This window comes from Streptomyces sp. NPDC055099, assembly GCF_053607685.1.
Window position 1 is genome coordinate 51,180 of sequence record NZ_JBSGUA010000003.1, and the last position, 13,123, is coordinate 64,302.

The 13,123-nt window shown below is 70.5% G+C and carries 12 protein-coding genes; 8 read left to right on the top strand and 4 right to left on the bottom strand.

Translation table 11 applies throughout. The features are described from left to right. The first annotated feature begins 45 nt into the window (after positions 1-45). A complete protein-coding gene (locus ACWFRU_RS08280) occupies positions 46-330 on the top strand; it encodes a hypothetical protein (RefSeq protein ID WP_160507594.1) in 285 nt (94 codons plus the stop codon). A 28-nt stretch (positions 331-358) separates the two neighbouring features. Further along, positions 359-1,081, top strand: coding sequence for a class III extradiol dioxygenase subunit B-like domain-containing protein (locus tag ACWFRU_RS08285; RefSeq protein ID WP_453685330.1), 723 nt, complete (start codon positions 359-361; stop codon positions 1,079-1,081). Positions 1,082-1,276: 195 nt separating this feature from the next. On the opposite strand, the gene ACWFRU_RS08290 is transcribed toward ACWFRU_RS08285, so the two are convergent. Together ACWFRU_RS08290 and ACWFRU_RS08295 are read right to left on the bottom strand one after the other, a co-directional pair. Further along, positions 1,277-1,546: an antitoxin gene (locus ACWFRU_RS08290; RefSeq protein WP_453685331.1), complete on the bottom strand. Its 270-nt coding sequence runs from the start codon at positions 1,544-1,546 to the stop codon at positions 1,277-1,279. Between the two features lie 25 nt (positions 1,547-1,571). Next, positions 1,572-1,988, bottom strand: a complete 417-nt coding sequence (locus tag ACWFRU_RS08295) for a hypothetical protein (RefSeq protein WP_453685332.1) — start codon at positions 1,986-1,988, stop codon at positions 1,572-1,574. A 182-nt stretch (positions 1,989-2,170) separates the two neighbouring features. On the opposite strand from ACWFRU_RS08295, the gene miaA reads away from it, so the two are divergent. From miaA to hflX, 6 genes are all read left to right on the top strand, one after another. Next, positions 2,171-3,109 (top strand): tRNA (adenosine(37)-N6)-dimethylallyltransferase MiaA, encoded by a 939-nt coding sequence (gene miaA / locus ACWFRU_RS08300; RefSeq protein WP_453685333.1) that lies wholly within the window; start codon positions 2,171-2,173, stop codon positions 3,107-3,109. A gap of 101 nt (positions 3,110-3,210) precedes the next feature. Further along, positions 3,211-3,672: a hypothetical protein gene (locus ACWFRU_RS08305; RefSeq protein ID WP_363209993.1), complete on the top strand. Its 462-nt coding sequence runs from the start codon at positions 3,211-3,213 to the stop codon at positions 3,670-3,672. Between the two features lie 75 nt (positions 3,673-3,747). Beyond that, on the top strand, positions 3,748-4,626 hold the full coding sequence (gene dapF, locus ACWFRU_RS08310; protein WP_453685334.1) for a diaminopimelate epimerase: 879 nt from the start codon (positions 3,748-3,750) through the stop codon (positions 4,624-4,626). Between the two features lie 142 nt (positions 4,627-4,768). Beyond that, positions 4,769-6,943: a RelA/SpoT family protein gene (locus ACWFRU_RS08315; protein ID WP_453685335.1), complete on the top strand. Its 2,175-nt coding sequence runs from the start codon at positions 4,769-4,771 to the stop codon at positions 6,941-6,943. 109 nt (positions 6,944-7,052) lie between these two features. Next, entirely contained in the window at positions 7,053-8,540 is a 1,488-nt protein-coding gene (locus ACWFRU_RS08320) for a M1 family metallopeptidase (protein WP_453685336.1), read from the top strand. A 170-nt stretch (positions 8,541-8,710) separates the two neighbouring features. Next, positions 8,711-10,210 (top strand): GTPase HflX, encoded by a 1,500-nt coding sequence (gene hflX / locus ACWFRU_RS08325; protein WP_453685337.1) that lies wholly within the window; start codon positions 8,711-8,713, stop codon positions 10,208-10,210. 149 nt (positions 10,211-10,359) lie between these two features. Here the strand turns inward: hflX and ACWFRU_RS08330 are convergent, their stop codons facing one another. Both ACWFRU_RS08330 and ACWFRU_RS08335 read right to left on the bottom strand, forming a co-directional pair. After that, on the bottom strand, positions 10,360-11,580 hold the full coding sequence (locus tag ACWFRU_RS08330; protein WP_453685338.1) for a trypsin-like serine peptidase: 1,221 nt from the start codon (positions 11,578-11,580) through the stop codon (positions 10,360-10,362). 197 nt (positions 11,581-11,777) lie between these two features. Further along, the gene (locus ACWFRU_RS08335) at positions 11,778-13,013 is read right to left on the bottom strand and encodes a trypsin-like serine peptidase (RefSeq protein WP_453685339.1); all 1,236 of its coding nucleotides are present in this window, start codon (positions 13,011-13,013) and stop codon (positions 11,778-11,780) included. Positions 13,014-13,123 lie beyond the last annotated feature (110 nt).

Genomic DNA, 13,123 nt, shown 5'->3' on the forward strand with positions numbered 1-13,123 from the left:
GATCGGCGCACGACGGTCGAGCGGCCGACAACGGGGGAGGGGCCGATGGCGCGCTGGGCGCTGATGATGGAGAACCCGCCGGGGCCGGGGGCGTGGCATCTGTTCGAGCTGATGGCCACGGTGGACGGCACGCATGAGGAGGCGGTGGAGCGGTTCGCGGAGTTCGTCCGCCTGTACCGCCCCAAGCACCCGCGCTATCCCGTACGGATGCGGCGTTACCGCACGGCCGACGGCTGGATGGTGATCGGCGACGGCTCGTCCGGGGGCTCCTTCCCGTACCGCTTCTCGATCTCCGAGCTGGAGTGGGACTCGGGACCGATCTCCTACTAGAGGGCCGACGGGCATTACGCTGCGGATCATGCTTGTCGCCGCAGCCGTCTGCCCCTGCCCGCCCCTGCTCGTCCCCGAGGTGGCCGCGGGTGCCGCCCCCGAGCTGGACGCCGCGCGCGCCGCGTGCACGGACGCCATCGGGGTGCTCGCGGCCTCACGCGCCGACCGCCTCGTCGTGGTCGGCCCCGCCGGGGAGCCCGAGCGTGGCCCGCATCCGCAGGGCGCACGAGGGTCCTTCCGTGGCTTCGGCGTGGACCTGGACGTACGCCTTGGGCGCTCCGCCCACGAGGCGACGGAGCGAACGGAGCGCGCCCTTCCGCCTTCGCTCGCCGTGGCCGCCTGGCTGCTCGACCGTACGGAATGGTCGGCGGCCCCGCTGGAAGGTTTTGGGGTGGGGGAACCTCTGGAGGCCGAGCGGTGTATCCAAGTCGGAAGGGAAATCGCGGCGGGGGCCGACCGCGTGGCACTGCTGGTGATGGGCGACGCCAGCGCGTGCCGCACGCTGAAGGCACCGGGGTACCTCGACGAGCGGGCGGCCGGCTTCGACGCCGAGGTCGCCCGTGCGCTGGGTGCCGCGGACGTCGAGGCGCTCAAGGAGCTGGACGAGGAGCTGGCGCATGAACTGAAGGCAGCGGGACGGGCGCCGTGGCAGGTGCTCGCGGGCGCGGCCGAGGGCGCGGGCCTGAGCGGCGAGCTGCTCTACGACGACGCTCCGTACGGCGTCGGGTATCTGGTGTCCACCTGGTCGTAGCGGCCCACGCGGTTCGAGCCGCACGCGCGGCCTCGGCGGCGCCCAGCAGCCGACGCACGGCGACGGCCGCGGAGCTGGTGGCGCTCCACGGCCGTCCGCCGGAGTCGTTCAACGGGCGACCTGGCCGGCGTACTCAGTCGGCGCTCCGGCGCAGTGACGCGGCCGATGAGCCGACGAGTGATTCAGCCGGTGGTCTCAGGAAGCCGGAGGAGGCGTCGGAGGGGTGGGCCCGCCACCCGTGCCCTTGCCCTCGTCGGGCGTCCCGGCGAGGCGGTCAACGGCGTCCTTCGCCTTGCCCGTCCCCGTCTGGATCTTGTCGCTGTACTTGCCCTTGGTCTTGGTGTCGACCACCTTCGCGGCCTTGTCGAGACCCTGGTCGATCTTGTCCCCGTGCTGCTGCGCGAGGCCCGCGACCTTGTCCTTCGCCGGGGCGAGCTTGTTCTTCAGATTCTGCAGAAAGCCCATCGGTCACCTTCCCTCACCGGGGGAGTCACTTGCGGGCGCCCTCGTCGGCTTCGTCGTTGTCGGCCGCCTTCTCGGCGGACTGCTGCTTCGGGATGTCCACGTTCTCCCCGGAGGCCGCCTCGGCGTCGTCCGGCTTGTCCCCGGCCTTCGCCTCGGCCTCGGACTCGGTCTTGACCTCAGCCGCCACCTCCGCCTCCGCCTCTGCCTTCCCTGCGGCCTTCGGCTCGGCCTTCTCGTCGGACTTGGCGCCCGCTTCGGCCGCGGTCTCGGAGTCGTCCCCGACACCGGTTTCGGCGGCCTTGGCCTCTCCCTTGCCGGCCTCGGGCTCCGTGGACTCCCCGGCCGCTTCAGCCTCGGCCGTGAGGGTGCTCGCTGCCGCCTCGGTTGTGGACGCCTCTTCCGTCTCCTTGGACTTCCTACGGAACCGTGCAAAAACGCCCATATCTACTCCATACGGTACTCGTGTGGGCGAAATCCCGCGCCGCCCGGTGCGCCCTGTTGCGCCTCCCGGGTCGCCGATCCTCAAAACCGGCGGCCGGAACCTCGCAACAGGCAACGACCCCGGAGGCGTGGCGTCACGTAGCTCGTTCGGGAAGTCGCCGCGGGGTTTGCGAGACTGGGGCGGTGAGTAGAGCAGCTCCCGCACCGCGGGTCATCGCCGTCGTCGGGCCGACCGCGGCAGGAAAGTCCGATCTGGGCGTTTTTCTGGCGCAGCGCCTCGGCGGCGAAGTCGTCAACGCCGACTCCATGCAGCTCTACAGAGGGATGGACATCGGAACCGCCAAGCTGACGCTCGAAGAGCGCGACGGAGTGCCGCACCACCTCCTCGACATCTGGGACGTCACGGAGGCCGCGAGCGTCGCCGAGTACCAGAAGCTGGCGCGCGCCGAGATCGACCGCCTCCTCGCCGACGGACGCTGGCCGATCCTGGTCGGCGGCTCCGGTCTCTACGTCAGGGGCGCCGTCGACCAGCTGGAGTTCCCCGGCACCGACCCCGAGGTCCGGGCCCGCCTGGAGGACGAGCTCGCCCTCCGTGGCTCCGGCGCGCTCCATGCCCGCCTCGCCGCCGCCGACCCGGGAGCGGGCCAGGCCATCCTTCCCAGCAACGGCCGCCGGATCGTCCGTGCCCTGGAGGTCATCGAGATCACCGGCAAGCCCTTCACCGCCAACCTCCCCGGCCACGATTCCGTCTACGACACCATCCAGATCGGCGTGGACGTCGGCCGCCCCGAACTCGACGAACGGATCGCCACGCGCGTGGACCGCATGTGGGACGCGGGCCTCGTCGACGAGGTGCGGTCCCTGGAGGCCGAGGGGCTGCGCGAGGGGCGTACGGCGTCGCGTGCGCTCGGGTACCAGCAGGTGCTCGCGGCGCTCGCGGGGGAGTGCACCGATGACGAGGCGCGCGCGGAGACCGTGCGGGCGACCAAGCGTTTCGCGCGCCGTCAGGACTCGTGGTTCCGCCGCGATCCCCGGGTGCACTGGCTCAGTGGTGCCATGACTGATCGCGGGGAACTCCCAGGGCGGGCAATGGCGTTGGTCGAACGAGCGGTCACAGCCTGATCACGTGATGGCATCGGGACGCTCCGGCGGTCATCCCGGCCCCTGGCGCCGTGCCATCATCGACCATCGATCGACCAGTGGAGTCCGAAGTGGGAGGGCGGATGGCGATGGAGGCCGGCCCTCGTGACACCGCGCATGACGGCGGCGAGCTGACCCCGGACGGTCCTGACGAGGTCCCGGGCGGCGTGACCGACGACGGTCCCGTCGCGGACGCGATGGCCGCGGCGGAGGTCGAGGTCGAGCTGCGACCGCAGCGCCGACTGCGCATCTGGCAGCTCGCGCCGATCGTCGTCCTCGCCGCCGCCGGATCGCTGATGTTCGCCTTCCCGCTGGCCTTCGAGTTCGGGGACGGCGGCGCCGTCGTCGCCATGCTCGGGCTCCTGATCAGCAGCTGTGCCGCGGGCTGGGGCATGATGGCCGCCCGCCGCGTGGGGCACACCTGGCCGGGACTGCCGGAGCGCGGTTCCGGACGCCGCCCGGACTGGCGGATCGTCTCCGCGTACGCCCTGGTCTTCCTCGCGGTAGCCGTCCTCGCCGTGTGGCGGGTCGCGCGCCTTCGCTGACGTCGTCGCACCAGGTCAGCGCCCTGACGGGCACCTTGACGACTGACTGTCCTCGCCACCCCGTACGATCGAGGAATGAGCACGCGGATCGCCTTCCTCAAGGGGCACGGGACCGAGAACGACTTCGTGATCATCCCGGACCCCGACAACGCCGTCGCGCTGTCCCCGGCCGCTGTCGCCGCCCTGTGCGACCGCCGGGCGGGCATCGGGGGCGACGGTCTGCTGCACGTCGTGCGTTCCGTGGCGCACCCCGAGGCACGCCACTTGGCGGCCGAGGCGGAGTGGTTCATGGACTACCGCAACGGCGACGGTTCGATCGCCGAGATGTGCGGCAACGGCGTGCGCGTCTTCGCCCGCTATCTGCAGCACGCCGGACTGGTGGGCGAGGGCGATCTCGCCGTCGCGACCCGGGGCGGCGTGAAGACCGTGCACATCGCCAAGGCCGCCGCCGGCGGGGACGTCACCGTGGGCATGGGCAAGGCATCCCTCCCCGAAGGGGACGTCACCGTCTCCGTGGCCGATCGGCACTGGCCCGCGCGCAACGTGAACATGGGCAACCCGCACGCGGTCGCCTTCGTGGACGACCTGGCACACGCGGGCAACTTGTACGACGCGCCACCCTTCAGCCCCGCGTCGGCGTACCCGGAGGGCGTGAACGTCGAGTTCGTCGTCGACCGAGGTCCGCGTCACGTCGCCATGCGGGTGCACGAGCGCGGCGCGGGCGAGACCCGCTCGTGCGGCACGGGCGCGTGCGCCGTGGCCGTCGCGGCGGCGCGCAGGGACGGGGCTGACCCCGTCACGACCGGTTCGCCGGTCACGTACACCGTCGATCTGCCCGGTGGGAGCCTGGTGATCACCGAGCGGCCCGACGGCGAGATCGAGATGACGGGGCCCGCGGTGATCGTCGCCGAAGGCGTGATCGACGCGGAATGGCTCGAAACTGTAAACCCGTGAACTGTCGCTCGAATGGGTGATCCGTTTCACGCTCGGCGAGAGGCGGTCAGCGGCGCGTGATGGGCTCGGTAGCATCAAGCACCGGCCCGGACGGAGCACGCCGTCGTCCGCTCACCGCCGGTCGGAGCAGCCGGAGGTGCCCATGAGTGCGGAGGCTACAAACCCTGCGATGTCTGGCCCCGTGACGCCCGGAGCCCAGCGCAGGCGCGGTCGTCCGCGGCTTGACCTGCGAAGGCTCGGCCGGGCAGCCCTCCTGGGGCCCGCCACGCGGGACCGGCTGCCGGACGCGATCGGCCATGTGGCGGAGGCCCACCGCGCCCACTACCCGGACGCGGATCTGGAGCCCCTGCGGCGCGCGTGGGTCCTCGCGGAGTCCTCCCACCGCGGCCAGATGCGCAAGAGCGGTGAGCCGTACATCACACATCCGCTCGCGGTGACCCTGATCCTCGCCCAACTGGGTGCCGAGACCACCACCTTGACCGCGTCCCTGCTCCACGACACCGTCGAGGACACCGATGTGACGCTCGATCAGGTGCGCACGGAGTTCGGCGACGACGTCTGCTATCTGGTCGACGGCGTCACGAAACTCGAAAAGGTCGACTACGGAGCGGCCGCCGAGCCCGAGACCTTCCGCAAGATGCTCGTGGCCACCGGCAACGACGTACGCGTCATGTCGATCAAGCTGGCCGACCGCCTGCACAACATGCGCACGCTCGGTGTCATGCGCCCCGAGAAACAGGCACGGATCGCCAAGGTCACGCGGGACGTGCTGATTCCGCTCGCCGAGCGCCTCGGCGTACAGGCGCTCAAGACCGAGCTGGAGGACCTCGTGTTCGCGATCCTCCACCCGGAGGAGTACGCCGAGGTCGAGAGACTGATCGCGGCCAACGCCGCCGACGGCGGCGACCCGCTGGAAGGGACCGCGGACGACGTCCGCGCGGTGCTGCGCGAGGCGGGCATCGCGGCCGAAGTCCTCATCAGGCCACGCCACTACGTCTCGGTCCACCGGGTGCACCGCAAACGCGGCGAGATGCGCGCGGCCGACTTCGGACGGCTCCTGGTCCTGGTGAACGAGGACGCGGACTGCTACGGCGTGCTCGGCGAGCTGCACACGTGCTTCACGCCGGTGGTCTCGGAGTTCAAGGACTTCATCGCCGTACCGAAGTTCAACCTCTACCAATCGCTGCACACGGCCGTGGCCCGCCCGGACGGAGAGGTCGCCGAAGTCCTCATCCGTACGCACCAGATGCACAAGGTCGCCGAAGCAGGCGTCGTCGCGCTGCGCAATCCGTACGCTCCTCCTTCGGAGGAGCAGTCCGACGCCGCCGCCGAGGCGCCTTCCGAGGACGCGGTGGAGGGCGAGCGCGCCGACCCGACCAGGCCCGGCTGGCTCTCCCGCCTGCTCGACTGGCAGGAAGCGGCCCCCGACCCGGACACGTTCTGGTCCACCCTCCGCGAAGATCTCGCCCAGGACCGCGAGATCGCCGTCTTCCGGCCCGACGGCGGCACCCTCGGACTGCCCGCGGGCGCGAGCTGCGTGGACGCCGCCTACGCCCAGTACGGCGAGGACGCCCACGCCTGTATCGGCGCCCGCGTCAACGGACGCCTGGCGACGCTCAGCACGGTCCTGCGGGACGGAGACACGGTCCAGCTGCTCATGGGGCAGGACACGGCGTCCGGGCCCTCCCGTGAGTGGCTTGAGCACGCGCGCACGCCCGGCGCGCGCATCGCGATCCGGCGCTGGCTCACGACCCACCCCACGCCCGCGGCGCCCGCGGCATCGGCTCCGGACCCGGCCGCGGCCCCGGAGAAGTCGACCCCCGCGCCCCCGCCGCAGGCCGCCGACTTCCCGCGTCCCGCGGCGGCGAACGCCGTGGTGGACAGGGAAGGCGCGACCGTACGCCTCGCCGGCTGCTGTACGCCGGTGCCGCCCGACGAGGTGACCGCCTTCGCCGTGCGCGGCGGGGTCGTCACCGTGCACCGCGTCGAGTGTCCGGCCGTAGCCCGCATGAAGGGAGTGGGGCGTGCGGAGGTCGGCGTGCGCTGGGGAGACAGCGCCGAGTGCCGGGTCACCTTGATCGCCGAATCGTTCGGGCGGGCGCATCTCCTGGCCGACCTCACCGAAGCCATCGCCCTGGAAGGCGTCGAGGTCATGTCGGCGACCGTCGAGCCGCCGAGCCAGCAGCGCGTACGCCATACGTACACGCTGCAACTGCCGGACGCGGCGCACCTTCCGGGACTGATGCGCGCGATGCGTGCGGTGCCCGGGGTGTACGACGTCAGTCGTGCCCAGCACCCTGCGGCAGCGACTTCGTAGGAGTCGACTTGGGCGCCGACGTCGTATCGGCCTCCTACGGGCGACCCGTTCGAGTGGCATGACGCGCGCCGACACCGGTGTGGAAGGTTCGCGCTGATAGCGGTAGTTCATGCTGCTCACCCCCCGGGTCAAGGCCTCGCGGCCGAGGACCCTCCGCATCGCGACCGCGCTCCTGGCCGCGGCCACCTCAGCCACCCTTCTCGCCGCCGGCGAGCCGTCACCGGCCAAACCGCTCGGCATCGGCGACCGCCTCTTCCCGCACCTGGGCAACCCCGGGTACGACGTCCTGGCGTACGACATCGCCTTCACCTACCGCGGCGACAACAAGAAGCCGCTCGACGCCGTCACGGTCATCGACGCCCGGGTGAGCGAACCGCTGGAGCGGGTCAACCTCGACTTCGCGCACGGCAAGGTCCGCTCCGCCGAGGTCAACGGCGCCCCCGCCCGCTTCGAGACCACCGGTGAGGACCTGGTCGTCACGCCGGCCCGGCCGCTGAGCCAGGGCGAGCGGATGCGGGTCACGGTCCGGCACACCAGCGACCCCGCGCCCACGAAGAACCAGGACGGTGGCTGGGTGCCCACCGCCGACGGGCTCGCCATGGCCAACCAGGCCGACGCCGGGCACCGCGTGTTCCCGTGCAACGACCACCCCGCCGACAAGGCACACTTCACGTTCCGTGTGACCACCCCGAAGGGGCTCACCGCCGTCGCCAACGGCCTGCCCGTCGCCACGGCGCACCTGGGGTCCACCACGACCCGGGTGTTCCGCACCCACCACCCCATGGCGACGGAGCTGGCGCAGGTGTCCATCGGCCGCTCCACCGTGGTCCACCGCTCCGGGCCGCACGGCCTCCCCGTACGCGATGTGGTGCCCACCAAGGACCGCAAGGCGATGGAGCGCTGGCTGAGGAAGACGCCCGACCAGATCCGCTGGATGGAGGAGAAGGTCGGCCGCTACCCCTTCGAGGCGTACGGCGTGCTGATGGCACAGGCACGGACCGGCTTCGAACTCGAGACGCAGACCCTCTCCCTCTTCGAGAGCGACCTGTTCAAGCGGCCCGAGTTCCCCGAGTGGTACGTGGACTCGATCATGGTGCACGAGCTGGCGCACCAGTGGTTCGGCGACAGCGTGAGCCCGCGCTCCTGGTCCGATCTCTGGCTGAACGAAGGGCACGCCACCTGGTACGAGGCACTCTTCGCCGAGGAGAAGTCGAAGAAGCCCCTCCAGAAGCGCATGCGTGAGGCCTACCGGCACTCGGACAGCTGGCGCGCTGCGGGCGGCCCGCCCGCCGCGCCGAAGGGTCCCGCGCCGGGCCAGAAGATCAGCATCTTCCGGCCGGTTGTGTACGACGGCAGCGCGCTGGTGCTCTACGCCCTGCGGCAGGAGATCGGGCAGGACGACTTCAATCGCCTGGAGCGCGACTTCGTGCGCACGTACCGGGACGGGAACGCGACGACCGCGGACTTCGTGCGGCTCGCCTCGGCGACCGCGGGCCGTGATCTGAGCGGCTTCTTCGACGCCTGGCTGTACGGTGCGAAGACTCCGCCGATGCCGGGCCACCCGGACTGGCGTAAGGCGGCTCCGGCAGGGAAATAACCTGGGTGACGAGACGGGCCGTTCCGTGCAACCATCTTCAGGTCGGCGCCGCTGCGGCTCCGGGAAAACCCTTCGGGGGGATCTCAGGGACCGCACCGGCCGGCCCGGGGAATCTCGGGGCGGCCCCGAGCGTTGACCCCTATGAAGAATCCCATCGACGTAAGGATCCAATGACCTCCTCTTCTTCCCCTTCCCAGGACGCGCAGAGCCTCGCGCAGAACTACCCCGAAGGTCTTCGGGCCGATGCCCTGATGGAAGAGGACGTCGCCTGGAGCCACGAGATCGACGGAGAGCGGGACGGCGAACAGTTCGACCGCTCCGAGCGCGCGGCCCTGCGCCGCGTCGCCGGCCTCTCCACCGAGCTCGAGGACGTCACCGAGGTCGAGTACCGACAGCTCCGTCTGGAGCGAGTGGTGCTCGTCGGGGTGTGGACCTCGGGCACAGTGCAGGACGCGGAGAACTCGGTCGCCGAGCTGGCCGCACTCGCCGAGACGGCGGGCGCGCTCGTGCTCGACGGCGTCATCCAGCGCCGCGACAAGCCCGACCCGGCCACGTACATCGGATCGGGCAAGGCACAGGAGCTGCGCGACATCGTCCTCGAGACCGGGGCCGACACCGTCGTGTGTGACGGTGAGCTGAGCCCTGGCCAGCTGATCCACCTGGAAGACGTCGTCAAGGTCAAGGTGGTCGACAGGACCGCCCTGATCCTCGACATCTTCGCCCAGCACGCCAAGTCCCGAGAGGGCAAGGCGCAGGTCGCCCTTGCCCAGATGCAGTACATGCTCCCGCGCCTCCGTGGCTGGGGTCAGTCGCTCTCCCGTCAGATGGGTGGCGGCGGATCCAGCGGTGGCGGTGGCATGGCGACACGTGGTCCCGGTGAGACCAAGATCGAGACGGACCGCCGTCGGATCCGCGAGAAGATGGCGAAGATGCGCCGGGAGATCGCGGACATGAAGACGGGCCGCGAGATCAAGCGCCAGGAGCGCAAGCGCAACAAGGTGCCGTCGGTCGCGATCGCCGGTTACACGAACGCGGGCAAGTCCTCCCTGCTCAACCGCCTCACGGGCGCGGGCGTCCTGGTGGAGAACTCGCTGTTCGCCACCCTCGACCCGACCGTGCGCCGGGCCGAGACGCCGAGCGGCCGGATCTACACCCTGGCCGACACCGTCGGGTTTGTACGGCATCTGCCGCACCACCTCGTCGAGGCGTTCCGCTCCACGATGGAGGAGGTCGGCGAGTCCGACCTGATCCTGCACGTGGTGGACGGTTCGCACCCGGTGCCGGAGGAGCAGCTCGCCGCCGTGCGCGAGGTGATCCGTGATGTGGGCGCGACGGACGTGCCCGAGATCGTGATCGTCAACAAGGCGGACGCGGCCGATCCGCTGGTCCTCCAGCGGCTCCTGCGCAACGAGAAGCACGCGATCGCTGTCTCCGCGCGCACGGGCGCGGGCATCGAAGAGCTGCTGGCGCTGATCGACACCGAACTGCCCCGGCCCGAGGTCGAGATCGAGGCCCTCGTGCCGTACACGCAGGGTCAGCTCATCTCGCGGGCGCACGCCGAGGGCGAGGTGCTCTCCGAGGAGCACACCGCCGACGGCACGCTGCTCAAGGCGAAGGTGCACCCGGAACTGGCGGCGGATCTCGCGCCGTACGTGCCGGTCGCGGGCTGAACGCAGGCCCGTGAAGGCGCCGTTCACGCGGCACGCATGACGAAACGAAGGCCCGCCCCCTCTCGTAAGGGGCGGGCCTTCGCCGTGTCAGACGCGAGGTGCGGCGGTCGTCGCCCGCCGCGCGGCTACTTGGAGCCGTAGCCGCGCGCCTACTTGGAGCCGTACTTCTCGCTCATCATGTCGTAGACCTGCTCGGCGCCCTTGCCGAGCTGCGGTCCGGCCAGCCAGGTGTTCTCGGCCGGGCCGATCGAGGTGTTCGAGACCAGCTGCGTCTTGCCGCCCACCATCCGGAACCAGCCGCCACCGGACGAACCGCCGGTCATGGTGCAGCCGATGCGGTACATCGTCGGCTGGGCGGAGCTCAGCGAGAGGCGGCCCGGCTTGTCGATGCACTTGTGCATGATCTGGCCGTTGTACGGGGGAGCGGCGGGGTAACCCCAGGCGCCCATCGAGCTCACGCTCTGCGTCGACGGCACCGAGAAGTCCACCGCGAGCGCGTTGCCGACCGTCTCCTCGAGGGACTTCGAGCCCTGCTCCGGCTTCACGTGCATCACGGCGTAGTCGTACGGAGCGCCGGCGCCGCCCGAAGAGGCGCCCTGGTCGATCCACTCGGCGGAGGTCGAGACCCAGTCGGCCCAGTACTGGCCGTAGGGGGCGACTTCCTGCGGGGCCGCGTTGCTCAGCTCGGCCTCGGACTTGCCGAGGTCGTTGTAGGCCGGCACGAAGGTGATGTTGCGGTACCAGCCGCCGGCGGAACCGGCGTGCACGCAGTGGCCCGCGGTCCACACGAGGTTGGACTTGCCCGGGTTGCGCGGGTCCTTCACGACCGTGCCGGAGCAGACCATCGAGCCCTCGGGGGAGTCGAAGAAGATCTTTCCGACCGGGGCGGCGTTCTTGTGGTACGGGGTCTTCTCGCGCTTGGCCTGGACCGGCGCCGGCTCGGGATCGGTCGCCCCCTGGTCCGAAGGTGCGTCCTTCGCGGCGATCGTCTTGTTCGGGTCCTTGGCCTTCTTCATCCGCTCGGGCTTCCAGAGGCCCTCGATGACGGGATTGACGAAGTCCTTGGACTCGCGGAGCCAGTCGTCCTTGTCCCAGTTCTTCCAGGCCCCGTCCTTCCACTTGTCCGGGTCGATGCCGTGGTCCTTCAGCTTGTCGGCGATGTCGCCGGGCAGCTTGGCATCGGAGCCCGTGTCGGTGTCGGAACCCTTGTCGGCGCCCTGCGCGGTGTCGGAACCGGCCTTGTCGCCGGCCTTGTTGTCGCTGGGACCGCAGGCCGTGGCGGTGAGTGCCAGAGTCGCGGTGAGCCCGGTCGCGGCGAGTGCGAGACGACGCCCGCGACTGCGCGCGAAGGGCGCACGAATGGAACGCATGCTGTGGTAACCCCCGAATTGAACGCGTGATTGCTGCTATTGCCATGTACTTGTCATGTGTGGACGGGAGTGCTCCGAGAGCTCCCCGCCGACGCGACACCTCACTATGCCTGTGCGATTGAGGACGAATGACGGCGGGGTCGTGAAGGTTTGCGGCGACCCCGCCGTCGTCACATCAAGCGGCCCTTACGCGGCGGCTACTTGTCGGCGTACTTCTTGCTCACCGCGTCGTAGATGCCCTTGGCACCCTTGTCGAGCCGCGGACCCGCCAGCCAGCCGGCCGTCACCGGGCCGATGGAGGTGTTGGACACCAGGGCGGGCTTGCCGTCCGAGCCCTTGGCCACCCAGCCGCCGCCGGACGAACCACCGGTCATCGTGCAGCCGATGCGGTACATGGTCGGGTCGGGCTTGCTGATCGAAAGCCGGCCCGGCTTGTCGGCGCACTGGAACGCCTTCTGGCCGTCGAACGGCGGTGCCGCCGGGTAGCCGGTCGCCGTCATGTCGGCGATCTGCGGCACGGCCGGAGCGTTGAAGTCCACCGGGAGCGCCGAACCGACCTGCTCCTCGAGCGACTGACCCTCGCTGCCCTTCTCGGGCGTGACGTGGATGACCGCGTAGTCGTACGGCGCGCCCGTGCCGCCCGTCGGGCCGCCCTTCTCGATCCACTGGTCGGAGGTCTGTGCCCAGTCACCCCACCAGACGCCGTGCGGAGCCACCTCTTCCTTGGGGGCGTTCCGCAGCTCGGCGGCCGACTTGCCGCTGTTGTTGTACGAGGGCACGAAGGCGATGTTGCGGTACCAGCCGCCCTTGGCGCCGGCGTGCACGCAGTGACCCGCGGTCCACACCATGTTGGACTTGCCCGGATTCGCCGGGTCCTCGACGACGGTGGCCGAGCAGACCATCGAGCCTTCGGGTCCGTCGAAGAACAGCTTGCCCGAGGCCGGAGCACTGGCGTCGTACGGCGTCTTCAGGGCCGCCGCCTCCACCGGCTCGGGCGTCGGGTCGGTCACGCCCTGGTCGCCGGAGATGTCGTTCTCCTCGACACCGCGGTCGGGGTTCTTGTCCGCGTCCCGCATGCGGTCCGAGTCCCACAGACCTTCGATGATCGGGTTGACGTAGTCACCGGCCTCGCGGAGCCAGTCGTCCTTGTCCCAGTTCTTCCAGGCCCCGTCCCGCCACTTGTCCAGGTCGATGCCGTGCTCCTTGAGCCGGTCCTGGATGTCCTGCGGAAGCTCGACCTTGCCGTCGTCGTTGCCGCCGTCGGCGGGCTGGGAGGCGGCCGGATCGTCGCCCGCGTTGTCCTCGCTCGGGCCACAGGCCGTCGCGGTCAGGACGAGTGCCGCGCCGATGGCGACAGCGGCCGCCACGGGGGACGTCCTGCCGCGCGCGCTCTTCCCACGACGAGCGGTATTGAGCGGGCGTATGGGTCGCATAGTAGAGATTCCCCCTGGGCTTCGAGATCGTTCACATGCCGGACACCGCGTGCGGTACGGGGCATCGAGCACCGTACGTGCGTGGCGCTGCGCACCCCTGCCGCGGATGA